The sequence below is a fragment of the Paraglaciecola hydrolytica genome (assembly GCF_001565895.1).
Lineage (GTDB): Bacteria > Pseudomonadota > Gammaproteobacteria > Enterobacterales > Alteromonadaceae > Paraglaciecola > Paraglaciecola hydrolytica.
Genome location: NZ_LSNE01000003.1, coordinates 997,159 through 1,020,157, shown reverse-complemented (window position 1 = coordinate 1,020,157; position 22,999 = coordinate 997,159). Strand labels below are relative to the sequence as shown.

23 protein-coding genes are annotated in these 22,999 nt (G+C 42.0%); 10 read left to right on the top strand and 13 right to left on the bottom strand.

The features are described 5' to 3' along the window. The first annotated feature begins 253 nt into the window (after positions 1-253). The 4 genes from AX660_RS06980 (at position 254) to AX660_RS06965 (ending at position 7,766) form a co-directional block, all read left to right on the top strand. Positions 254-3,520, top strand: a complete 3,267-nt coding sequence (locus AX660_RS06980) for a TonB-dependent receptor (protein ID WP_068374443.1) — start codon at positions 254-256, stop codon at positions 3,518-3,520. Between the two features lie 154 nt (positions 3,521-3,674). Beyond that, on the top strand, positions 3,675-5,192 hold the full coding sequence (locus AX660_RS06975; protein WP_068374440.1) for a tryptophan halogenase family protein: 1,518 nt from the start codon (positions 3,675-3,677) through the stop codon (positions 5,190-5,192). A 10-nt stretch (positions 5,193-5,202) separates the two neighbouring features. After that, positions 5,203-6,231 (top strand): cupin-like domain-containing protein, encoded by a 1,029-nt coding sequence (locus AX660_RS06970; RefSeq protein ID WP_068374436.1) that lies wholly within the window; start codon positions 5,203-5,205, stop codon positions 6,229-6,231. A 29-nt stretch (positions 6,232-6,260) separates the two neighbouring features. Continuing rightward, positions 6,261-7,766, top strand: coding sequence for a tryptophan halogenase family protein (locus AX660_RS06965; protein ID WP_068374433.1), 1,506 nt, complete (start codon positions 6,261-6,263; stop codon positions 7,764-7,766). A gap of 35 nt (positions 7,767-7,801) precedes the next feature. Here AX660_RS06965 and nqrM read toward each other — a convergent pair whose 3' ends face one another. The 12 genes from nqrM to AX660_RS06910 all read right to left on the bottom strand — a co-directional run bounded on the left by nqrM (position 7,802) and on the right by AX660_RS06910 (position 18,223). After that, complete coding sequence (gene nqrM, locus AX660_RS06960) at positions 7,802-8,035, bottom strand: (Na+)-NQR maturation NqrM (protein ID WP_068374430.1); 234 nt, start codon at positions 8,033-8,035, stop codon at positions 7,802-7,804. A gap of 14 nt (positions 8,036-8,049) precedes the next feature. Continuing rightward, positions 8,050-9,066: an FAD:protein FMN transferase gene (locus tag AX660_RS06955; RefSeq protein WP_068374427.1), complete on the bottom strand. Its 1,017-nt coding sequence runs from the start codon at positions 9,064-9,066 to the stop codon at positions 8,050-8,052. 106 nt (positions 9,067-9,172) lie between these two features. Further along, positions 9,173-10,405, bottom strand: coding sequence for an NADH:ubiquinone reductase (Na(+)-transporting) subunit F (nqrF, locus tag AX660_RS06950; RefSeq protein WP_068374424.1), 1,233 nt, complete (start codon positions 10,403-10,405; stop codon positions 9,173-9,175). 27 nt (positions 10,406-10,432) lie between these two features. After that, positions 10,433-11,041, bottom strand: a complete 609-nt coding sequence (nqrE, locus tag AX660_RS06945; protein WP_068374421.1) for an NADH:ubiquinone reductase (Na(+)-transporting) subunit E — start codon at positions 11,039-11,041, stop codon at positions 10,433-10,435. Between the two features lie 3 nt (positions 11,042-11,044). After that, positions 11,045-11,677, bottom strand: coding sequence for an NADH:ubiquinone reductase (Na(+)-transporting) subunit D (locus tag AX660_RS06940; protein ID WP_068374418.1), 633 nt, complete (start codon positions 11,675-11,677; stop codon positions 11,045-11,047). Positions 11,678-11,689: 12 nt separating this feature from the next. Beyond that, on the bottom strand, positions 11,690-12,445 hold the full coding sequence (locus AX660_RS06935; protein WP_068374415.1) for a Na(+)-translocating NADH-quinone reductase subunit C: 756 nt from the start codon (positions 12,443-12,445) through the stop codon (positions 11,690-11,692). Beyond that, positions 12,435-13,643, bottom strand: coding sequence for an NADH:ubiquinone reductase (Na(+)-transporting) subunit B (locus AX660_RS06930; RefSeq protein WP_068374412.1), 1,209 nt, complete (start codon positions 13,641-13,643; stop codon positions 12,435-12,437). Before AX660_RS06930 ends, AX660_RS06935 begins: the two co-directional genes overlap by 11 nt. 3 nt (positions 13,644-13,646) lie before the next feature. Next, a complete protein-coding gene (locus AX660_RS06925; protein WP_068374409.1) occupies positions 13,647-14,990 on the bottom strand; it encodes a Na(+)-translocating NADH-quinone reductase subunit A in 1,344 nt (447 codons plus the stop codon). Positions 14,991-15,382: 392 nt separating this feature from the next. Next, positions 15,383-16,561 (bottom strand): enoyl-ACP reductase FabV, encoded by a 1,179-nt coding sequence (fabV, locus tag AX660_RS06920; RefSeq protein ID WP_068374406.1) that lies wholly within the window; start codon positions 16,559-16,561, stop codon positions 15,383-15,385. Between the two features lie 108 nt (positions 16,562-16,669). Then, positions 16,670-16,846, bottom strand: a complete 177-nt coding sequence (locus AX660_RS22765; RefSeq protein ID WP_082768762.1) for a YqaE/Pmp3 family membrane protein — start codon at positions 16,844-16,846, stop codon at positions 16,670-16,672. A 198-nt stretch (positions 16,847-17,044) separates the two neighbouring features. Next, a complete protein-coding gene (gene bolA, locus AX660_RS06915) occupies positions 17,045-17,365 on the bottom strand; it encodes a transcriptional regulator BolA (protein ID WP_068374404.1) in 321 nt (106 codons plus the stop codon). Positions 17,366-17,560: 195 nt separating this feature from the next. Beyond that, positions 17,561-18,223: an alpha-ketoglutarate-dependent dioxygenase AlkB family protein gene (locus tag AX660_RS06910; protein WP_235594671.1), complete on the bottom strand. Its 663-nt coding sequence runs from the start codon at positions 18,221-18,223 to the stop codon at positions 17,561-17,563. Between AX660_RS06910 and AX660_RS06905 the strand changes: the two genes are divergently transcribed. From AX660_RS06905 to AX660_RS06880, 6 genes are all read left to right on the top strand, one after another. Beyond that, entirely contained in the window at positions 18,222-19,367 is a 1,146-nt protein-coding gene (locus tag AX660_RS06905; protein WP_068374401.1) for a methyltransferase, read from the top strand. The genes AX660_RS06910 and AX660_RS06905 overlap by 2 nt on opposite strands. A gap of 148 nt (positions 19,368-19,515) precedes the next feature. Continuing rightward, positions 19,516-20,496, top strand: coding sequence for a YHYH protein (locus AX660_RS06900; protein WP_068374397.1), 981 nt, complete (start codon positions 19,516-19,518; stop codon positions 20,494-20,496). Beyond that, positions 20,496-20,789 carry a hypothetical protein gene (locus tag AX660_RS06895; RefSeq protein ID WP_068374394.1) on the top strand — a complete coding sequence of 98 codons (294 nt, stop codon included), beginning with the start codon at positions 20,496-20,498 and terminating at the stop codon, positions 20,787-20,789. The genes AX660_RS06900 and AX660_RS06895 overlap by 1 nt, the downstream gene beginning before the upstream one ends. Before the next feature lie 126 nt (positions 20,790-20,915). Then, positions 20,916-21,176: a hypothetical protein gene (locus tag AX660_RS06890; protein WP_068374391.1), complete on the top strand. Its 261-nt coding sequence runs from the start codon at positions 20,916-20,918 to the stop codon at positions 21,174-21,176. A gap of 71 nt (positions 21,177-21,247) precedes the next feature. After that, positions 21,248-21,601 (top strand): hypothetical protein, encoded by a 354-nt coding sequence (locus AX660_RS06885; RefSeq protein WP_068374387.1) that lies wholly within the window; start codon positions 21,248-21,250, stop codon positions 21,599-21,601. A 279-nt stretch (positions 21,602-21,880) separates the two neighbouring features. Continuing rightward, positions 21,881-22,483 carry a peptidylprolyl isomerase gene (locus AX660_RS06880; RefSeq protein ID WP_068374384.1) on the top strand — a complete coding sequence of 201 codons (603 nt, stop codon included), beginning with the start codon at positions 21,881-21,883 and terminating at the stop codon, positions 22,481-22,483. On the opposite strand, the gene AX660_RS06875 is transcribed toward AX660_RS06880, so the two are convergent. After that, positions 22,470-22,985, bottom strand: coding sequence for a GNAT family N-acetyltransferase (locus AX660_RS06875; RefSeq protein ID WP_068374381.1), 516 nt, complete (start codon positions 22,983-22,985; stop codon positions 22,470-22,472). The genes AX660_RS06880 and AX660_RS06875 overlap by 14 nt on opposite strands. Between the last annotated feature and the right edge of the window lie 14 nt (positions 22,986-22,999).

Below are 22,999 nucleotides of genomic sequence, written 5' to 3'. Positions count from 1 at the left end.
TTATTGGTAATTATCAAAATAAAAACGCCACATGTGCAAAAAGTTGTTGATTTAATAAGCACATCAGTGTTAAAAAATAACATTATCTCAACTTTATTAGTGTTAGTTAGTAACTTTTAAAATTATTCTTTAGGTAAACTTGTTGATGCAAGTCGTCGTTTTAACCAAAAATGACAACGGTGTCAGACGAACACTTTACGAATATTATTATTAATAGAAAACCAAAATATATAAAAAATACTGAGGGTGAAACATGTCTAACAATTTTAAGAAAAAACGTCTAGTCATTGCAGTATCTGCGGCTATTTCTTGTGCATTCTCGGCATCAGTTTTTGCACAAGAAACAGCCTCTGCAACGCAAAATTTAGATGACTCTACAGAAACAATCGAAATTCGCGGTATGCGTAACAGCATTCAAACAGCGCAAGATTTGAAAAAATTAGCTGATACAGTAAAAGACGTTATTACTGCCTCAGACATTGGCGCACTGCCAGATAGCTCTGTTACAGAAGCACTACAACGTGTGCCGGGTGTAACCATTGAGCGTTTTGCTTCATCTGATGATCCTAAACATTATGCCGATGAAGGTACTAGCGTGTTGGTGCGTGGTTTGGATCGGGTGCGCAGTGAAATTAATGGCCGTGACTCTTTCAGTGCTAATCCATGGGGCGGACTCAGTTATGAAGATTTTCCTGCTGAATTGTTAGGTGCAGTAGAAGTGGTAAAAAACCAAACTGCTGATCTTATTTCTGGTGGTATTTCGGGTACCGTTAATTTAATTACGCGTAAACCTTTTGATTCTGATAAACGTTTAATTTCTGTAAGTGCACAAGCCAATTACGGTGATTACCGCGAAGAAACCACTCCCTCGTTTTCTGCACTTTTTTCTGATAATTGGGATACCGATGCGGGTAAGTTTGGTTTATTGGTTGCGGCGTCTCAGTCTGAATTTAAAACTCGTGGTGATGGTTTTGGTTTAGGCAATTACCACAGCCGTGGTCCGGTTGATACTTTTTCCTACGATGAATGGGGCACGCCCAGCCCAGGCGTTAACGCTGGCCAATATTCTAATCCTTGTATTCCTGGGGATCCAGGTTGGCGCGCTTGTGGTCCCGGTTTTGAAGATACGGTTCAGTATACTGCCACTGACGCCGCCAATTATGTTCCTGAATTTGATGGACAAGCCCTTGAAGGCCAACCCGATGGCGTAACTTGGTTTGCACCAGCGAGTTATACCATGACATCTGCAGAAAATGATCGTAAACGCCAAGGTTTTACCGCGTCATTACAATGGCAGAGTGTGGATGAAAAGATTACCGCTACCTTAGAACATATTAGTTCTAAAGCATCTCTAGATTGGCGTGAACGTGTCGTTGCCTCTGGTGATCGTGGCTTTTTGTCCTTCACACCTAATACTATTCAATGGTTTGATGAAAGTGATGAAGGCCGTCCATTAACAGTAGATAGTAACGGCTATGTCACCTCAGGTGTAGGCCGTGCAAATGAGCCAAATGTTCCTCTGCAGTTCCGCTCTCGTTACAACTTCAATGAAAACACTGTTCAAGACACTTCATTAAATGTCGTGTTTAAACCTACCGATCGTTTAACCGCGGTAGTGGATTATCAGTATGTTGATTCTGATCAAACTGTGCACAACAACGGCATGACTTCCATCATGAATGGCAATCAAACCGCTATAAATGCGCCGTTTTTCTTGGATTTACGCGGTTCAAATCCAACTCTTGAGTATTTAAGTGCCAATACTTCTACTCCGCCAGACGTCGAAGCCAATACCGCCCCTATTCTGCGATTAGGTAGCGGCATGCAACAAGAAGAGTTTAATGAAGCTAAGGCTAATACCTTTAAGTTAGATCTAGAGTACAAACTAGATGGAGCGTTTACCGCCATTAAAACCGGACTCTATCTTTCCAAGAAAGAGTTGACCGTACGTAATACTGAATACGAAGGATGGCAAGCCTTAGGTACGCCATGGGTTGCACAAAACTCCTACAATGCGTCTCCACAAGTGGTGCCCGAATTATTTGAACGTATTAGTTTTGCTGACCACAATGATGGCAGTACGCTAATGGGAGCTTATAACAGCTTTTTGTTTCCGCGTATGGATTTGGTACAAAATTACGCACAATCCTTACGAGATGGTTGTGGTACATGGAATGCCGTGGGAAATGCAATGGATGGCAGCGGCACTTGTGCGGTGCCCTATGCAGACTTAGCTGATCGTACTTTCAGTCATTTTGCGCCGCGTCATATTAGTTCAAGTAGCACTGAACGTAATGAGTTTTATGTACGTGCCGATTTTGATGTTGAGATGTCTGATGTACTAGTCAAAGGTAATTTTGGCTTACGTTATGTTAGTTACCAGCTTGAATCGACTGGAGGGATCAATTTCCCCTCAACGGCTAGACGTGGCACCGATGAAGCAGGTTCGCTTTACCAAGTTATGTTGAATCAATACCCGAGTATTTTTGCCTTCGCTTCAGGCGAAGCTATCTCTAGCACCATAGATGGGACAGATTATACAACTGTACTGCCTAGCTTAAACCTGAGCTTCGGCCTTACTGACGAGTTTGTGGTGAGATTTGGCGCGTCTAAAGGGCTTTATTATCCAAGTCTGGTTGATTCGGCTAACAAAATGGTGCTGAACCTGGATTATCAACAGGTACTACAGGATCCTAATGAAGCCAGAGATGACACCACTAACCCCGTTATTGATCTAAAAAACATTGAAATCAGTGCTAATGCCCGTAACGCTTTCTTAGAGCCAGAAGAATCGGTTAACTTGGATTTAACCGCTGAATGGTACTTTGCGCCTGCCGGTTCGTTGACCCTTGGTTTGTTCCATAAAAAACTGTCGAACATCATTCGTAATAAACAATTTGCCACTGAAGTCGAAGTGGATGGCACTAGCTTCCCTGTGTCTGCTTATGGTCCAGATAACACAGGTTCGGGCACCATTCGTGGTTTCGAGCTTTCGTATACTCAGTTTTACGATATGTTACCCGGTTTATGGAGTGGTTTAGGTACACAGTTTAACTATACCTACATCGACCAAAACGGGCTGGAAGATCCTAATACCAATCCTACTCAAGCACTGCAATTTAACGGTGCTGGTGTGCCGATCCTAGACAATCGTAATACCTTTAGACAGTTTACTGACTTGCCATTACAGGGTTATTCAGACCAAAACTTTAATATTGTAGGCATGTATGAGAAAAACGACATTTCGTTCCGTTTAGCTTATACATGGCGGTCAGAATACTTGTTGACCTTACGTGAGTCGGAAGAGTTTGTGCCGGCCTATTCAAAGGCCCAGGGCATGATGGATGCAAGCTTCTTTTATGCGATAAACGAGCAACTAAAAGTCGGCTTACAAGTTAATAACGTACTGGGTACAGATACCCAAACCCAATACCAACAAAATCAGGAAGGCACCTTAACTGATGCATTTACTTTCATGACAGACCGTCGTTATGCCTTAACGGTTAGAGCGACTTTTTAATCGTTAAACATAGTGAATGCAAAAATAGAAACTGCGTAGTAGCAATGCTACGCAGTTTTTCTTTGTTTTTAAGCACCAATTTTGTACTTTAAACCAACAACTAAATGTTAGTCTGGCACGATGAGATGATGATTAAACTAACGACAGTTTCACGATGCAAAACACACTAAAATCACTCTGTATTGTTGGTGGTGGCACCGCGGGTTGGATGGCCGCAACCTTATTATCGAGTATCCTAAGGGGCAGCAAGATCCAGATCACGGTGATTGAATCCCCAGATATCGCCACCATTGGTGTAGGTGAGTCTACCGTACCGTCCATACTGGAGTTTATCCAAGCTAGTCAAATTAACCTTAAAGAATTTATCCAAGCTACCTCTGCCACATTTAAATTAGGTATTCGCTTCGACGATTGGCACGCACCTAACCAAAGCTACTTTCATCCTTTTGGTAAAGTGGGCAAAGATATTAATGGTTTTGATTTCTATCAGGCCTGGTTAAAGTCGCAGGCTGACGGGCAAACAATACCTTGGCTTGCTTATTCCCCGGCTGCGGTAATGGCCGAACATGAGCGCTTTATGTTGCGGCCCCAACAATCTCAAGATTGGGTATTAGCCAGCTATGCCCATGCCTTTCACTTAGATGCGGTGCTCGTTGCAAGGTATCTGCGCGAACTTTGCCAGCAACGTGGGGTAACAAGAATTGAAGCAACAGTAAAAAACGTTATTGTCGATAAAAAAGCCTTTATTCGCAGCGTAAAGTTGGATAACGGGGCGACGGTGGAAAGTGAGTTTTTTATTGATTGTACTGGCTACTCTGGGCTTTTGATTGAAAAATCCTTAAAGGTGGGCTTTGAGGATTGGTCTGACTATTTACCTTGTGATCGCGCTGTAGCGCTACAAACAACTAATACGGCTAATCCCGTCCCCTATACTGTAGCAACCGCTCGTGAAGCAGGCTGGACATGGAAAATCCCTTTGCAAAACCGTACTGGTAACGGTTATGTATATGCTAGCCGTTTTTGCAGTGATGAAGAAGCTATCAATACCTTACTAAAAAGTGTGAGTGGTACCTTGCTTAATGAACCAAGGATCATTCCTTTTACTACCGGTAAGCGGAAAAAAATCTGGCATAACAACTGTTTAACCTTAGGACTTGCCAGCGGTTTTTTAGAGCCCTTGGAATCTACCGCGATTCATTTAGTGTATAAAACCCTAGTGCATTTTATTAAACATTTTCCTGATAGGGATTTTGACACTGATAACGAACAACGCTTTAACCAACTAATCGATGCCGATTACCTAGAGATCCGCGATTTTATTATTTTGCATTATTCTACTGCAGGCCGTGACGATACTGAGTTTTGGCGTTGGTGCCAAACGATGCCTGTGCCTGAATCCTTAAGTGAAAAGATCCGTCTATTTAAACAAAGAGGATTGTTAGATCATACTCAAGGTCAGTTTTTTAGCAGTGATAGTTGGTGTTCTATTTTAGAAGGCATGAAAATACGCCCACAAAAATATCATCCCTTGCTCGACGCTTTTGATAGCCAAAGTTTAGCTACGACACTCAATAAAAATGTGCAAGATATCCAAACGGCAGTGCTAAAAATGCCCAATCACCATGATTATATTCAGGCGCACTGCTCTGCAAATTCAAATATGAAGACGTGATAACCGAGCCATGACGACATACAAAACTATTGCAGAATATGCCACATTAAGTCCTCAGCAATTTTTTGCAGAGATTGCGCCGGCACAACTACCGATAGTGATACGTGGATTTGCGAGTAATTGGCCATTAGTCGCTGCTGCGCAACAATCGCCAGCTGATTTTGTTGCCTATCTTAATCAGTTTTATACAGGTAAAAAAACCAAAATGGTGGTGGCGCCGCCCTCTGCCAACAAACGTTTTTATTACAACGATGAGATGACAGATGTAAATTATTTGAGTGGGGAAGAGCGTATAGATTTGTTTTTAGGTCGCTTGTTAGAGCTAATCGATAGAGAAGTTTATCCAGCTATTTCCATGCAAAACACCCTCACGAGTGAGATATTACCGGGTTTAGTGGATGAAAATCGCTCGGCATTTTTCCCAGAATTAGAGCCTCGTTTATGGGTAGGCAACGAGGGCATTGTTAGCGCCCATTATGATGGTTCGGATAATGTGGCTTGTGTTATCGCCGGGCGTCGACGTTTTGTGCTGTTTCCACCCGAGCAAACTGGCCATTTATACCCCGGTCCACTTAACTTTACCCCAGCCGGTGCACCTACCAGTTTGGTTGATTTAAACAAGCCTGATTTTGACCGCTTTCCACTGTTCAAACATGCCCTGGCTGAAGCCTACAGTGTTGAATTAGGCCCTGGTGATGGGATTTTTATTCCTATGTTGTGGTGGCATCATGTTGAATCCTTGGAAAAAGTGAACGCCTTAATGAATTACTGGTGGACAGGCTCATCAGCACCAAACTCAATGTCGCCGAGTCCCATTGATAGTTTGAACTTGGCATTGCTGGCCATGCGAGATCTAAGCCCTTTACAACGCAATGCCTGGCGCAATATGTTTGATCACTATTTATTTCAGCAAAACCCAGACTCGACATCACATCCGAAGGCTTACATTCCCGAACATCAACTGCATTTACTCGGTGAAATATCAGATGACTACGCAAAAACCGTCAAAGACTACTTTATAAAAAAGCTTCAAAAGTAAAGATGAGAAATTATTAATGGTAAATACCTATGTTAGAAAGTAAGGGCAAACCTAAAAAAATCCTGATTGTGGGCGGTGGCACCGCAGGTTGGATGGCAGCTAACTTGTTGGCAACTAAGTGGCAAGACACTGAGATTTGTTTAGTGGAGTCAAAAGACATCGGCATTATTGGCGTCGGAGAAGGTAGTACTCCTCACTTAAAGTTGTTTTTTGATGCCATTAATGTGGCGGACTCTCAGTGGATGCCACGCTGTAACGCGACTTACAAAAATGGTATTACTTTTGATGGTTGGTCAACAGTGAAGGGTTTTGAGTCTTACTTTCATCCCTTTGCAGCGCAAACTGACGATGTATTCACCGTACCGCTTTTTTTCAAAAATATTCAAGCGCGCATGCAAGGTTATAAAGTTGATGCCCACCCCGATAAGTACTTTTTAGAAAGCTATTTAGCCGCAAACAAACTAGGCCCGTTGCCAAATGACACTTTTCCTTTTGGGCTTGCTTATGGCTATCACTTTGATTCCGCTCTGCTTGGGCAATTTTTAGCAGAACATGCTCAAAGCCTTGGTGTTAAAAGAGTATATGGCACCGTCACTAAGGTAAGTCAGAACAATCATGGCGAGCTAAACGCGGCAATACTCAGCGATGGCACCATGATGGAGGCAGACTTTTTCATCGATTGTTCGGGTTTTAATTCTTTATTGATACAAAAAACCTTGAAGGTCGGCTATCGGAGTTTTAAAGAGTGTTTGTTCAATGATGCAGCTGTAGTGATGCCAAGTGTCATTTCCCAAGAGCTACCAGTAGAAACCAAAGCTACTGCCTTGTCTAACGGTTGGGCCTGGCAAATTCCGCTTAGAAATCGTTTTGGCAATGGTTATGTGTTCAGCAGTGACTACATTGATGCAAATCAAGCTGAGACAGAGCTGAGGCAACATTTGGGCTTATTGCACAGCGACGTTGAAGCTCGCCATTTAAAAATGCAAGTAGGGCGAGTTGAAAAGCATTGGTACAAAAATTGTCTGGCCGTTGGGCTAGCACAAGGTTTTATCGAACCTTTGGAAGCAACCGCAATTGCCTTGTCCTTTAATACCATTGCGCAATTTATGCAGTATTTTCAGCAAGGTCAGTTTAGCAATCAATTTGAAGATGCTTTTAACCAAGATATTAATAGCAGATTTGATGGCATCAAAGACTATGTGGTGTGTCACTACAAAACCAATCAACGCAGGGACACTGCCTATTGGCGCGATAATGCGGCCAATAACAAAATATCAGACACCCTAAATAGAATCATCCAGCTGTGGCAGCACAGCCCTGATTTTGCTGGTGATATGCAAAGGTCTAAGTTGATGGGGAGTTATCAAGCTAAATCATGGGCCTGCATGCTTGCCGGTTACGGTGTATTTCCGCCAACAAGCAGTGACCCTTCGATTGATTATTCAATGCATCAACACGAGATCGATGCCTTGAATGATTTTATTAGACGTTGTGGCTTAAACTTTAAGAGCCACAACGAGCTCCTGAGTAACTAGCTAAAGCGTTAACAAAAAGGCTTATAAGTCGGGACTTAGAGGATCTGGTTTTTCTTCCATTCATTCAGCTTGTCTTGGCGCAGCTCTTCACGTTCTAGACGCGCTTTTTTGCGATCACAGGGTTCAGGGCAATCACAGGCTTTAGCTATACCCAAAGCCCCAAGTCCACCACAACTTCCGCTAATGGTTTTTTTTTGCATCCAATAACCTACCGACATGGCGCCAACGACAACCACAAAAAATATAAAAGCGAGAATAAAGGTACTCACACTATGACTCCTACTTAATGAATGGTAACTATTTGGCTAAACTGGCTACTAGTATACTCTTTAAAACTATCGGCTTCTTTGGTTATCAGTAAAACCGCAAGTTGATTTAGTTCTGCTACTGCCAGAGCCTTATCCTTACCCATGATACTAAGTGCCGTAGCAAGTCCATCAGCTGTCATCGACGAAGGGTGCACCACGGTTACCGAGACTAGGTTATGGGTAATAGGCGAACCCGTTTCTGGATTAATCAAATGAGAATATCGTTTACCATCGTTTTCAAAATAAATACGGTAATCACCTGAAGTAGCAACCGCGTTATTACCTACACTGATAATCCGTTCAACCGCGCGCTCAGTCGTCACAGGTTTTTCAATCGCGACACGCCAGTCTTTGCCACTGGCTTTTTGGCCAGACAAACGCATTTCACCGCCTATTTCCACCAAATAGTTAGTGATGTGCTGCTCTTCCAGTACTTGCGCTACACGATCAACGCCATAACCTTTAGCTATGGTCGATAAGTCAACGTACAACATGGGATCGGTTTTTTGTGCCCAACTTTCACCTAAAGTAAGTTTATCCAAGCCAATATGTGCTTTTGCTGCATCGACCTGCTCTTGTGTCGGTACTTTTTCCGGTCTAGCTTGTGGACCAAAACCCCATAGATTAACTAATGGGCCCACAGTCACATCGAGTAAACCCTCACTTAACTCACCTAATCTTTTAGCTTCTTGCATGACCAGCAAAGTCTGAGGAGACAATTCAAATACATCCGTACTATGCCATTGGTTGAAACGTGAAAGCTCAGAATCTTTGATATAAGTCGACATTAGTTGGTTAACTTCAACTAATACCACATCGATTTTTTCCTGTAAGTCAGCTGGCTTAATGTCGGCTGAATTTATAAACTTAACGTTGTAGGTTGTGCCCATTGTGGGGCCACTTAAATGAAATTCAGATTCTGGTGGGGGGCTACAAGCCAGCACTAAAGTCAGAAATAGTGCGCTTATCAATAATCTTAAACAGCTTTGCATAATTGTTCCGCTAAAAATTGTCAGCTAAAGGTCGAATAATAAAAAAGGGGCCTTAGCCCCTTTTTTGTGTCCTGATAATCAGGGTATACACTTTGATTAAACTTACTTAACCACCAAAATCATCAAGCATAATGTTTTCGTCTTCCACACCCATTTCTTTGAGCATGTTAATAACGGCCGCATTCATCATAGGAGGTCCACACATATAGAACTCACAATCTTCTGGTGCTGGGTGATCTTTCAGATAGTTTTTCAGCAATACCTGATGGATAAAGCCTGTATACCCAGTCCAATTATCTTCTGGTTGAGGATCAGACAAGGCCACATGCCAAGTAAAGTTGTCATTTTCTTTAGCTAACATATCGAAATCTTCAACATAGAACATTTCGCGTAATGAACGAGCACCGTACCAGAACGTTATCTTACGATCGGTTTTAAGACGACGTAATTGGTCAAATATGTGCGAACGCATGGGTGCCATACCTGCACCACCACCCACAAAGACCATTTCTGCTTTAGTTTCTTTAGCAAAGAACTCACCAAATGGACCAGAAATAGTCGCTTTATCGCCTTTTTTCAAACTCCAAATATAAGATGACATTTTACCCGCTGGCAAAGTCAGGTTATTAGGTGGCGGCGTAGCAATACGCACGTTCAACATAATAATGCCTTCTTCTTCTGGGTAGTTAGCCATTGAATAGGCGCGGATCGTTTCTTCATCGACTTTAGATTCAATGTTGAAAAATCCAAAACGCTCCCAATCGCCACGATACTTATCTGGAACTTCAAATTCTTTATATTTAACATGGTGAGCAGGGGCTTCAATTTGAATATAACCGCCAGCTTTGAAAGGTACACTTTCACCATTTGGAATTTTCAGTTTAAGTTCTTTGATGAAAGTTGCTTTGTTATCATTAGAGATAACTTCACAATCCCATTTTTTAATACCAAAGATCTCTTCTTCTAGCTCAATTTCCATGTCTTGTTTAATGGATAATTGGCAAGATAAACGACAACCGTGTTTGGCTTCTTTTTTACTAATATGATCAAGCTCAGTTGGCAAAATTTCGCCGCCGCCTGACTTAACATCAACACGACACTGACCACAAGAACCACCGCCGCCACAAGCAGACGATACAAAAATACCGTTATTTGCTAAGGCGCCAAGTAATTTGTCACCGGGCTGTGCAGTAATACGTTTATTGGGGTCACCATTAATGGTGATGGTAATTTCACCTTCAGGCACCAACTTGGATTTAGCGAACATAATGATCGCTACCAAAGCCAGTACGATGATGATAAACATGCCAACACCAAGATATATTTCAGATGGATTCATTTATTAAATACTCCTACTCAGTGTGGGTTACAGCGAAATGCCGGTGAACGATTGAAAACCAAGGGCCATTAAACCCGCGATCATAAACACCGAACCCAGTCCTCTGATACCCTCAGGCATATCAGCGTACTTAAGTTTTTCACGCACAGCAGCCATTAAGGTAATGGCAATAGCCCAACCTAGACCACTACCAATGCCATAAACTATGCTTTCACTAAAGTTGTATTCACGTTGAACCGCAAAAGCCACACCACCAAAAATGGCGCAGTTAACCGTAATCAATGGCAAGAAGATACCTAAAGCGTTGTAAAGCGCAGGGAAAAACTTGTCTAAAGTCATTTCCAATACTTGTACTAACGCAGCAATGACGCCAATGAAAGTCAAGAAATTCAAAAAGCTTAAATCAGCTTCTGGAAAACCTGCCCATGCTAAAGCGCCAGGTGCCAAGATATTAACGTAGATGACTTGGTTAACCGGTACTGAAATCCCCAAAACTACGACAACTGCTACACCTAAACCCATGGCAGTTTTGACTTTTTTCGATACGGCCAGAAAGGTACACATACCCAAAAACAATGACAGAGCCATGTTCTCAATGAACACGGATTTTACGAATATACTAATGTAATGTTCCATGTGTTACCCCTTTGGCTCGACTTGTGCTGGACGAATAGTACGGATCACCCAAATTAAACCAGCAATCAAAAAGAATGAGCTGAAAGGTAATATCAATAAACCATTACCTTGGTACCAGCCACCATTTTGCACAAGAGGCAGAATTTCAAAACCCAACAGTGTACCGAAACCAGCCAATTCTTTAATAGTACCGATAATGATCAATACCAAAGAATAACCAAGGCCGTTACCGATACCGTCTAGAAACGACATAAAGGGTGGACTCTTCATGGCGTAAGCCTCAGCTCGACCCATTACGATACAGTTAGTAATAATCAAACCTACAAACACCGATAACTGTTTGGATATTTCGTAAGAATAGGCCTTCAAAATTTGGTCTACTACGATTACCAATGACGCAATAATGGTCATCTGGATAATAATCCGCACACTAGATGGAATTTGCTTACGAATAAGGGAGATAAATAAGTTAGAAAACGCCGTAACTGTGGTCAAGGCCAAGCCCATGACCAAAGCAGTTTCTAATTTAGTAGTAATTGCCAGTGCCGAACATACGCCCAGAACTTGCAATGCGATAGGGTTATTGTCCAGAAGTGGCCCGAACAGTACCTTTTTCATTTCTTTAGTTTCAGCCATTGTACGAAGCCCTTATGATTTCCAAGTCTGGTTTTTGAGGAAAGGTCCATAACCATTATCACCTAGCCAATAATTCAAGGTGTTTTGCACACCGTTACTGGTTAGGGTTGCACCTGATAATGCATCGACCACATAGTCGCTGGATGAGTCAGCATTTTTCTTAACTTGAATAGCCACTTCGCCATCATTGAAAAGTTTTTTGCCATCCCACTGCTTTTTCCAGCTTGGGTTTTGTATTTCGCCGCCTAATCCTGGGGTTTCTTTTTGTTTGTAGTACACAAGTTCACGTACGGTATTGCCATCAACATCAAGGGCTAAATAACCATACATCATGTCCCACAAACCGCTGCCATGTACCGGCAGGATAATACGCGTTACTTGACCAGCATCATCTTTAACTAAAAAGACATTAGCTACGCTCGAACGATATTGAAAACCCACATTGCTGTTTTCAACTTTAACGCTGTATTTATCTTGTTTGGCCGCTTTGTACATATCAAAGTCTTTAGCCACTTCAACATACTCACCCGTACTCAAATCAATAAAACGTTCTTCTACGTATTTATCGTAAGCACCAGCAATATCTCCTGCGGCCACTTCTACCAAACCAGCCGCTTCAATAATGTTGGACTGCTGATCTAATTTAGCGTTAGTTTCTTGTAAGCTGCGTAAACCAACTGCCGAACCTGACACGATAATTGAACAGACCAAACAAACGGCGACGACAACACCTAGTGTTTTACCTAAAGTTTCTTTTTTAGCCGACACGAGCGATCCTCCGTTTTATATTGTTTTGAGCGACAAAGTAATCAAACAAAGGTGCCCACAAATTCGCAAACAATATTGCTAACATCATACCTTCAGGGAAGGCCGGGTTGAGTACACGGATCATGACACACATAGCGCCAATCAAAATACCGTAAGCCCATTTACCTTGATTGGTGAAAGAAGCTGATACCGGATCGGTCGCCATAAAAAACATACCAAAGGCAAAACCACCCGTAACCAAATGCCAATACCAAGGCATTGCAAACATATGGTTTGTATCACTACCTACAAAGTTAAGTAATAAACTAAACGCTGCGCCCCCCAATAAGACACCCAGCACGATACGCCAAGAAGCGATACGTAAATAAATGATAAACAAGCCACCTAGCATAATCGCCAGAGTTGATACTTCACCCATGGAACCTTGGATATTACCAAAGAAGGCATCCCACCAGTTTGCATCTAAGCTCCAGCTTTGTGCTTCAGCAGCGGCTTTGCTCAACCATGTTGCGCCAGAAAAACCATCTACTGCAGTCCAGATAGCATCACCTGAAATTTGCGCTGGATAAGCGAAATACAAGAAAGCACGACCTGATAAGGCAGGGTTTAAGAAGTTACGACCTGTGCCACCAAATACCTCTTTGGCGATAACCACACCAAAGGTAATACCTAGAGCAACTTGCCATAATGGAATTGTCGCGGGCAGGGTTAAGGCAAACAGTACTGAAGTAACAAAAAATCCTTCATTAATTTCATGTTTACGCACCGAGGCAAACAACACTTCCCAAAAGCCACCCACTATAAAAGTAACGGCGTATACGGGTATGAAGAAACACGCTCCGTATAAAAACATCGACAGCCCAGTGGTTGCATCCAAACCAATTTGACCACCTAAGGCAGTAAATAAGGCAGCTTGCCACAAGTCAGGTAAGGTACCCGCACCAGCTAAAATGGCATCATGGGCCTGATGACCTATGTTGTACATGCCGTAAAACATCGCAGGAAAGGTTGCCATCCATACCATGATCATAATACGTTTCAGATCGATACTGTCACGCACATGAGTATTGGATTTATTGACTTTTCCAGGTGTATAAAAAATTGTCGCAGCCGCTTCGTACAAAGCATAAAACTTTTCGTACTTACCACCGGCTTCGAAATTAGGTTCAATCTTTTCTAAATATGCTTTTAAACCCATGACTTAACCCTCTTTCTCTATCTTATCTAGACAATCACGTAAGATTGGACCGTAGCTATATTTGCCTGGGCAAACATAGGTACACAGCGCCAAATCTTCTTCGTCCAGTTCAAGACAGCCTAAACTTTGCGCACCATCGGTATCACCTGAGATCATATCTCTGAGCAATAAGGTTGGTAATATATCCAAAGGCATAATGCGTTCGTAGTTACCGATAGGCACCATAGAACGATCTGAACCATTAGTAGTGGTAGTCATATTAAACAAACGTTTAGGACTTAAATGTGCAAGATAAGCACGAGTCACTGAGTGTTGCTTAGCACCGGGTTTGATCCAGCCCAAAAACTCTTTTTCACGGCCTTCACGTAACACTGAAACCTGCACATGAAAACGACCTAAAAAGCCGTGTACACCGCTGGCTTTATTACCTAGTAATACGGAGCCAGAGATAACCCGCAGTTCACCATCGCTCACTTCGTTTGCTGTCAACTGAGCAAGATCAGCACCTAACAAGGTTGAGACTAAACGTGGATTTTTTACCGCAGGACCAGCCAAAGACACAATACGACTGCTATCTAACTCACCAGTTGTAAACAAATGACCTATAGCGATGACATCTTGATAACCGACATGCCAGACTTTTTTGCCTTGGCCTACACCATCAAGAAAGTGAATGTGTGTGCCAACAAGTCCTGCAGGATGCGGACCAGCAAATTCGTTAGTAACAACTTTACTCACACTACCAACAGCAATATCTGCACCCGGCGCTTTGTTAACAAACACTTTGCCTTCAGTCAATTGACTCAGTACTTGCAAACCATTAACAAAATCAGCACTGCGCTTAGCAATGATAATTTGTGGGTCTGCTGCCAAAGGATTGGTATCCATCGCGCTGATAAAGATTGAATGAGGTTTGCTATCTAAAGCAGGAGATTTACTGTAAGGCCGCGTCCGGATGGCAGTCCACATTCCAGATTTAACTAGAATGTCCTGCACCTGCGCGCTTTCCAGTGTGCCAAGTTCAGTTTGCGAGAACTTAGTAAAAGTTTCACTATCTTCACCGGCTATTTCAATAACGACCGATTGCAATACGCGTTTTGCACCGCGATTGATCTCGACAACCTTACCGGCTGCTGGTGCAGTAAACATTACGCCAGGATTCTTTTTGTCTTCAAAAAGTATCTGGCCTTTTTTTACCACGTCGCCTTCTTGGACATGCATGGTTGGACGCATGCCAATATATTCTTCACCCAAAATAGCAACCCGGCTAAGCGGATTACCCTCATGGATAGTTTGTTGCGGCACTCCCTCGATGGGAAGATCTAGCCCTTTCGTGATTTTTATCATAAGCAATACACTACTCTAATTAATACACAGCACGATTAGACTCTTGTTATTAGCCCTTGTGAGTCTTAATAAAAACCTAGTCGTGATGGGTATTGTGTATGTTCTATCCACTGAAACTAGCTGTGGAATATTGACTTGTTGCCCGGCTTTTAGTTTTTACCAATAAAACTGTAAAAATAAAGTCCTTGTACTTAGCAGGGGAATTTTAGCATCAACCTAAGGCTGTCTGCCATGCAAATTATTGTTTAAACACTTTTTTTACCACATTTTTTTGAACTTTTTTGTTAATCCTGATTAATTTCGTCCTGCAATTCTATCCCATTGAAAACTAGAAATAAAAAAACCGCACTGAATGCGGTTTTTTTATACAACAATAGACTTACGTTTTTGACTTACCAACTAACCAAAGGCTCAACTTCGGCGTCATAATCAACACCTTGCACGTCAAAACCAAATAGTTGTAAAAAGTCGTGATGATAACCAGCATAATCACTCAGCTCATGAAAGTTTTCTTGAGTAACTTGATCCCACAATGTTTTGATTTTTGCCTGCGTTGCATCATTGGTTTCTTTGTCGTTCATATACAAACGCCCCAAGGCATCAGTTTGTGGCTGAGTTTGGGTAAGTTTATCTGCAAACAAATCATAGATTTGTCCAATACAACCTTGATGAGTGCCTTCGTCTTTCATCACTTTATAGATAAGTGAGATATACAGCGGCATTACCGGAATGGCTGAACTCGCTTGGGTCACTAAAGCCTTAAGCGAAGAAACATAAGCCTGCACGTTCAGCGCAGCCTTACTCTTAACAATCGCTGCAGCAGCGCGATCCAAATCTTCTTTGGCTTTGCCTATTGTTGCTTGCCCATAAATCGGCCAAGTTAACTCTTTGCCAACATAGGTATACGCCGTGGTTTTGCAACCATCGGCCAACAAATCTGCATCAGCTAGAGCATTGAGCCATAACTCCCAATCCTCACCGCCCATGACTTTAATGGTTTGCTGGATTTCGTCTTCGTTGGCGGGCTCTAAAGCAATCTCGTGCACCAGATTTTTATCTGTGTCATAGGTTTTGGTTTTAAAAGATTGCCCAACAGGTTTAAGCGTCGATTTGTAGATTTCTCCTGTTTCAGGATCAGTACGACGTGGCGAGGCTAAACTATAAATAACCAAATCCACTTTACCCATATTGGCTTTAAGGGTATCGATAACTTGCTGTTTCATCTCCTTGCCAAAAGCATCACCATTCAAGGTATCCGCATACAAACCGGCAGCTTTTGCTGCTTGATGAAAAGCGGCAGTATTGTACCAACCAGCCGTTCCTGTTTTGGTTTCACTGGGTGGTTTTTCAAAACACACACCTAGGGTATTCGCGCCACCAGCAAAAGCTGCGGTAATTCTTGACGCCAATCCGTAACCTGTTGAACAACCAATCACCAATACATTTTTAGGTTTATTAGGTAATTCACCTTGTGACTGCACATAGTCAATTTGTTGCTGCACACTTGCTGCACATCCCTTTGGATGGGCATTAGTACAAATAAAGCCACGTATTTTGGGCTTAATAATCATGTTGTCTTCCTAATTTTATACTTAACATTCGTTTACTTACTGCAGTCTACTTGCTTCACGCTGTTAAACAGATCTGAACAGCTTTAAAATTGATGATTTATCAAGCTATTAGGCTTTTTTATCGCTCAGCACTAACCACACCGCGTGTATGGTGCCAGGTAAGACCCCAAATAAGGTTAATAATACATTAATAAAAAAATGCGCCGTTAAGCCGACTTTTAGCAACGCACCAATAGGTGGTAAAAAAATGGCCAATATTAAGGTAAGTGGATCGACTTTTTGCATATAGTTATCCTTGTTAAACAAATTTTTAATGAGATAGGGTAGAACGATTTTGCTCATATTCAAACACTAACCATCTGAAACCGATACAGATTGCAGTGTTTGTTTATATCAAAAATATCGTGAAAAGAAAGGATATAATGTAATGCTAGGTTGTCGGTTATCCGCTCAATGCTGGGATAACCGAACAAGTAAAAGACTTCATGCTTGTCTTTGCATACCACCGAGACACTTGGGTGAGTCTGGTACATCACCATAAAGATGGTGCCACTCGTCATGAGTGTAGGTATGTAATGCTAAAGCATGAATGTGAAGGGCAAGTTCTTCTTTCAGTACCGCATTAACGGCACGATGGCGATTAATTAAACGTTCACCCGCAAACTTAGGGGTAACCAGCACCACCTTGAAGTGACTTTCAGAACCCGCTGGAACATTGTGCATAAAGCTTTCGTTGATCACTTCCAAATGGGCTGGATCAAAATGGGCAAGCAGTTTCATTTCAATGTTGTTTTGGATATTCATATTCTCTCTCCAAGTCCCTCTGTGCTGATGTCACAAACGGGTATTTTGAGTCTTTGGCTATGGGTGGCCGACAACTTAAATTTAGCCTTAAATGCGCACTAAAAAAATCTGTTTTTTATATTTAGGCGCAAAAAACAGCTAAACCATTGAGCCATAGTAAGTTATTTTTTAGCAGCTCGATTATTAGCTGAATGTTTAAATATCGGGGTAAATATAACGAAATGTCAGATTAATTCTGCCCGCTACGGCAGTCTTACGTTTAGCTATAGCGTGCAGCCAAAACTGCTGAGTTGTGCCTTTCATCACTAATAAACTACCTGCTGCCAACGGCAGTTTCATGCTTTGTTTGGTTTCTTTATGGGAAAAAAGCAAGGTACGTGTTGCCCCCAAACTCAATGAAGCAATCACAGGTTGTTGGCCTAATTCAGCCTCATCATCGGCATGTTTACCCATGCTATCCTGACCATCACGATATAAATTCGCTAGTACCGAATTAAAAACCGCAGCACATTGTTGCTCACAACGTTGTTTTAAACTTAATAATTCTGCTGTCCAAACATTGGGAGTTAAATTTAAATTTGAATAAGAATATCTTGCCTCTTTGTCACCGTACCAGGCTTGTAGTCGCGGCATTTGAAACGTTTTTCCATACAAGGAGATCTGTTCTTGATGCCATAACAATGAGTCTTGTATTACATTAAAATAATGTTGCGCTTGGTCAGCACTCAAAAAATCTGGATAATAGCAAACGTCAGCATCCGGCATAGCTAGCCTGATGCATGTTTCAAGTTGATCGTCCCCATGAGTAAACAGATCCTGTTGCATAAGCGTTAAACCACCAGAGGTAAAGTCGTACATGAAAGCCAGTTTAACCTTATTTGATCAAGCACTACAGCTAGTCAGATACCCTGAACATCTACAACACCCGAGTTGGCAGGCATGGGATGCGGCTGATGAATACATCATCGAATATCTCCAAGAAAGGCCTGAACTAGCTAAAGCCAAAGGGCTGCGTATTTATAATGATGATTTTGGCGCGCTAAGCTGTTGGTTTGCCAATCAAAAACCAACATGGATCAGCGATTCTTACGTCGCTTTGCGTTCGTGTCAGGATAATCTCGCACTTAATAATATTGATTCAGCACTGGTAACCTTTCGCACATCCTTGGATAAAATCATCTCGCCAACTGAATTAGTTTTGATCAAGATCCCTAAAACCACTGCTTTATTAGAACAACAATTAATCGATCTGCAGGATTCTGTAGGCCCACAAACGTTGATTATTGCCGCAGCTAAAGCCAATGCTATTCAAAAATCGACTTTGGCCTTGTTCGAAAAGTATCTTGGCATTACCACCACATCACTGGCTAAAAAGAAGGCCAGACTGATTTTTTGCCAACCGACAGGCAAACCCAAACATAAAAGTCCTTATCCCACCCACTGGTTTAGTGAAAGTCCTAAGTTTGAATTAAGTAATCATGCCAATGTCTTTGCCCGTCAGCAATTAGACATCGGCGCCCGTTTTATGCTGCAATATTTGCCTAAAGCTAATGGTAAAACCCTGATTGACTTGGGTTGTGGCAATGGAGTGTTAGGTTTAAGTATCTTGTACAAATACCCTGAGTCAAAAGTGATCTTTGTGGATGAGTCCTATATGGCGGTTGCGTCTGCGCAAGAAAATGTCCAACGCAATTTACCAGAGGCTCTGCCACGTTGTGAATTCCAAGTCAGTAATTGTCTGGATGAATTTCTCAATCAAGCTGAGCACCAAGCCGTTGATCTTGTATTGTGCAATCCACCTTTTCATCAACAAAATGCCATCACCGACCATATCGCCTTGCAAATGTTTAGCGACGCCAAAAAAGCTTTAGCCAATGGTGGAGAATTAATCGTAGTGGGTAACCGCCATCTAGACTATCCCGTTAAACTCAAACGCATGTTTCGTGCAGTTAAACAAACGGCGACCAATCAAAAATTCAGTATTTTCACTGCCACTAAATAAAATTTAGTGGATATCTGCCAAATATTCCGTTTGCCATCAGTAATTTAAAATATTCGAAAATCACGCAAAGATGTGCACAATCTGCACATAAACTGCACTTTTCATTGTTAACCTTAGCATCCGATTATTAGAGATTAGGATAGTTGCGATGCTAAAATTGCTAAATTGTTATCCCCTTATCGTAAGCAGCATGCTGGCTTGTGTGTTAAGTGCATGTGGTAGCGGTAGTGACTCAGCAATAGAAGATGCGAGTCCAACCACAACCACCAGTAGTTTTTTTGACCCAGAATTTTTTATTGCTGATGCCCTACTTGAAGACATCAGCACTCAATCTTGTACCTTATCCAATGGTACGGTAAGCACCTGTTATAAAGTGGTGATTGCAGGAAAACCAGCTAACCGCGAGGTTGGTCCGTTTTGTCCCCCCAGTATTACTTCCGATGCCTCTGAAGGTGGTATTTGGTTTGATGGTAGCGGTGAAGTCTATGATATTGACGGTGACTTTATCCTTAAACTCGATAGCTTATACGGTAGCGGTTGGCAGTTGTATAATGTAGAAACAGGTTTGGTTAATATCACTAATACTCAGGCAGCCTGTGAAGCAGCAGCAAGACCCAATGTTGATCCCGCCTATCAAAATTACTGTGTGCAATGTTCTTTAGACTATGTTCGTGGCGGCATATCACAAACCTTTTTGATCCCAACGTCTCCTGTTGTATTAAATAACCCCGCCAATATCAATAGTGACCTTGGGGTCAGCCTTGATGGAGTAGTCTTCGCACCAGCCGCCCCCGTCAACGCCATACTAGCAAACTACACGATTGCTGCTTTTGATGACTGTGGGGGACACATAAATCCATTTGAAGGTTATCACTATCATGCCTCAACTGGCTGTACAGAACTGAGTTCACAAATAGACGGTCACGCGAGTTTATTGGGTTTTGCCTTAGACGGCTACGGTATTTTTGCCATGTTAGATGCTAGTGGGTTTGAAGAAACAGACTTAGATGAGTGTCGTGGTCACAGCGACGAAATACGTGGTTATCATTATCATTCAGCCAGTGCCGGAGAAAATATGTTTATTGGCTGTTTTCATGGCGCTCAAGGCTCGATCAGCGAGACGCAATAATGAAATCAATTTATTTAATTTTGGCTATGTTACTTAGTAGTACTGCCCTTGCCCATCAAGGCCATATCGAAGATGCGGCAATGCTTGCCTGCACAGATAAACAAGTGAATGATGCCTGTGAATATCAAAACCAAGTGGCCGATCGTTATAAAGGCAATTGCCGCTTAATTTTGGAAGCCATGATGTGTGTACGTAACCAGCCAATAGAGCGTTCAAACAGTATATTTCATCAAATATCCGAACCTCTTTTGAGTCATCAACATCAGCTTGAAACTAGCAAAACAATTCAATGAAACTATTTGCTAAAAAGTGGCATCTCATAATATGCATAATCCCCTATTTATCCATAAAACCTGCACAGGTTCTGCACACTCTTTTGGCATATTTGAACTTGAATCAACCCGCTAATTGGAAACAATATGAAAAAATTTAATATCGTTATTTTATGCGCCGCTTTTACCTTGCTAACAGGTAATGCACTAGCCCAGCAAGACAGTCAAAAACGTGGTAATACGCCTCCCCCTGAGGCCATCAAAGCCTGTGAAGGAAAGTCTGAAGGAGACACAGTAAGTTTTGAAACTCGCCGTGGCGATACACTTGAAGGCACCTGCAAAAAAATTGAAGAGCAACTTGTGGCTGTGCCCGCGAATGGCGGACGCCAAGGCCCTAAAAAAGACTAGGAAGTAGTGAGGTAGCATCTTGTGCAAGCTGAGTCTTACACATAAATTTAAAATCAATCGGAGTACTTAATATGCAAATAGATGGTGCAAGTAGCCAAATATTTACGGCTGCCAACACTGCCGTTCAAAGCGGTCAGCGTCCCCCTCCACCAAATGGTGGGCCACCTCCTGGCGGGCCTCCACCTGGTTTAGAAAGTGCGGTATCAACGTTATCTGAGGATGAACAAGATAGCGTTTCTGCCACCTTGGAATCCTTGAGCAAAGAGCAACAAGATGAACTAAAAAGTATCTTAAATGAGCTCAAAAGCAGTGCGTCATCCATGTCTGACGAAGAGTTGGGCAAATCGTTTTTGAGCGCTCTAAAAAGTGTCTCAGGAAATTCAAGTCAATCAAATAGTCAAAATATTATTGATGTTTTTGCTTAATGATTAAATAAAGCAACACATATTGAAACATGTGTTGCCTTTTATGCACTTTCTTTAGCAACCCCTTATTAACTAGTTTAATACGACTTAGTGCCAAAAACCGCCGACTCAGTTCTACAAAAAAAGCGGCGATGAGCATGTCAATCCGTCTCACCAACGAATATCATCAAGCGTTCAACAAAATGAGTAAAATATTATTTTCACTTTTAGAAAGTGTGGAAATTTGCTAGTTTCAGCCCCGTAATGTCACCACTACTTTGAATTTAAAAAGGCTTTCTCATGTTTCGCAGCATCTTTATATCTATTCTGTTATTGGTTTCGAGTGTAAGTTGGGCCGCAGTCAAAGACGATGGTTCGCAAATTCAAGCCGATAATTATTATCCCAGAGTAAAATTTGAAACCACCATGGGCGACATTATCGTTGAACTCAACCGCTCAAAGGCACCGCTGGCTGTGAACAATTTTTTACGTTATGCCCTTAAGCGCGGTTATGAAGGTACGATCTTTCATCGAGTAATTGCCGATTTTGTGGTGCAGGGCGGCGGTTATGATGAGAAATTTGCGACCTTAGGCTCCTACGGTAATATCATCAATGAGTCAGGTAATGGTTTAAAAAACCAGAAATATAGTCTGGCCATGGCACGGCAAAACGATCCTCACTCGGCAAATCGACAGTTCTTTTTTAATATGGAAGACAATGTCAGCTTAGATCCAGGCCGAGATTGGGGTTATACCGTTTTTGGTTCGGTAGTAGAAGGTTATGAAGTGCTGGATAAAATATCCTTAACACCCACTGATATCGACCCAACCTATGGCTGGCCCGATGTTCCTGTCGAAAAGGTTATTTTAAACAAAGTAACTATTCTGCCTATGCAGTTTTAGTCCGTTGATACAGATTGCTGTGCGCTGAATCTTGACTCATTTGGTGGCTACCCACAAAAACAAATCCCAGTTTTTGTAATAGTTTAATTGATGCCTGATTATGCGGGGTGGTGATGCCTGCTAAGTGCTCAACATTCAGTTGCTTAAAAGCATAATCAATCACTGCTTGCGCGGCTTCTGTGGCAAAACCTTGACCTCTAGCTGCGGGTAGATAAGCAAAACCAATATCTGGCATTGTTAGATTGTCGCGCTGCAATAAACCACATAAACCTAGCGGCTTTTTGTGCTCAATGGTTTCAACCACCAGCAAACCAAAACCATATTGTTGATACATTGTTTGCGGGCCATTGATAATATAGCTTTTGGCATCATCAATATTATGCACACCTTTGTCGCCTATGTAGGTCAGCCAGTCTGGATCTGTCACTAGCTCATATATAAAAGGCGCATCTTTCAGTGTTAAAGCTCTGAGTTTTAATCTGCTGGTAAATAAGTCTTCCATTTTTTTCTCAACAT

Excerpts from the sequence above, each read along its gene's own strand:
- AX660_RS06895 (WP_068374394.1), top strand. The coding sequence starts at position 20,496 with ATGAAATCAATTTATTTAATTTTGGCTATGTTACTTAGTAGTACTGCC.
- AX660_RS06900 (WP_068374397.1), top strand. The coding sequence starts at position 19,516 with ATGCTAAAATTGCTAAATTGTTATCCCCTTATCGTAAGCAGCATGCTG.
- AX660_RS06940 (WP_068374418.1), bottom strand. The coding sequence starts at position 11,677 with ATGGCTGAAACTAAAGAAATGAAAAAGGTACTGTTCGGGCCACTTCTG.
- AX660_RS06975 (WP_068374440.1), top strand. The coding sequence starts at position 3,675 with ATGCAAAACACACTAAAATCACTCTGTATTGTTGGTGGTGGCACCGCG.
- nqrE (WP_068374421.1), bottom strand. The coding sequence starts at position 11,041 with ATGGAACATTACATTAGTATATTCGTAAAATCCGTGTTCATTGAGAAC.
- AX660_RS06905 (WP_068374401.1), top strand. The coding sequence starts at position 18,222 with ATGAAAGCCAGTTTAACCTTATTTGATCAAGCACTACAGCTAGTCAGA.
- AX660_RS06910 (WP_235594671.1), bottom strand. The coding sequence starts at position 18,223 with ATGTACGACTTTACCTCTGGTGGTTTAACGCTTATGCAACAGGATCTG.
- AX660_RS06890 (WP_068374391.1), top strand. The coding sequence starts at position 20,916 with ATGAAAAAATTTAATATCGTTATTTTATGCGCCGCTTTTACCTTGCTA.
- AX660_RS06970 (WP_068374436.1), top strand. The coding sequence starts at position 5,203 with ATGACGACATACAAAACTATTGCAGAATATGCCACATTAAGTCCTCAG.
- bolA (WP_068374404.1), bottom strand. The coding sequence starts at position 17,365 with ATGAATATCCAAAACAACATTGAAATGAAACTGCTTGCCCATTTTGAT.
- AX660_RS22765 (WP_082768762.1), bottom strand. The coding sequence starts at position 16,846 with ATGCAAAAAGTCGATCCACTTACCTTAATATTGGCCATTTTTTTACCA.
- AX660_RS06925 (WP_068374409.1), bottom strand. The coding sequence starts at position 14,990 with ATGATAAAAATCACGAAAGGGCTAGATCTTCCCATCGAGGGAGTGCCG.
- AX660_RS06880 (WP_068374384.1), top strand. The coding sequence starts at position 21,881 with ATGTTTCGCAGCATCTTTATATCTATTCTGTTATTGGTTTCGAGTGTA.
- nqrF (WP_068374424.1), bottom strand. The coding sequence starts at position 10,405 with ATGAATCCATCTGAAATATATCTTGGTGTTGGCATGTTTATCATCATC.
- AX660_RS06955 (WP_068374427.1), bottom strand. The coding sequence starts at position 9,066 with ATGCAAAGCTGTTTAAGATTATTGATAAGCGCACTATTTCTGACTTTA.
- AX660_RS06885 (WP_068374387.1), top strand. The coding sequence starts at position 21,248 with ATGCAAATAGATGGTGCAAGTAGCCAAATATTTACGGCTGCCAACACT.
- AX660_RS06965 (WP_068374433.1), top strand. The coding sequence starts at position 6,261 with ATGTTAGAAAGTAAGGGCAAACCTAAAAAAATCCTGATTGTGGGCGGT.
- fabV (WP_068374406.1), bottom strand. The coding sequence starts at position 16,561 with ATGATTATTAAGCCCAAAATACGTGGCTTTATTTGTACTAATGCCCAT.
- AX660_RS06875 (WP_068374381.1), bottom strand. The coding sequence starts at position 22,985 with ATGGAAGACTTATTTACCAGCAGATTAAAACTCAGAGCTTTAACACTG.
- AX660_RS06980 (WP_068374443.1), top strand. The coding sequence starts at position 254 with ATGTCTAACAATTTTAAGAAAAAACGTCTAGTCATTGCAGTATCTGCG.
- AX660_RS06930 (WP_068374412.1), bottom strand. The coding sequence starts at position 13,643 with ATGGGTTTAAAAGCATATTTAGAAAAGATTGAACCTAATTTCGAAGCC.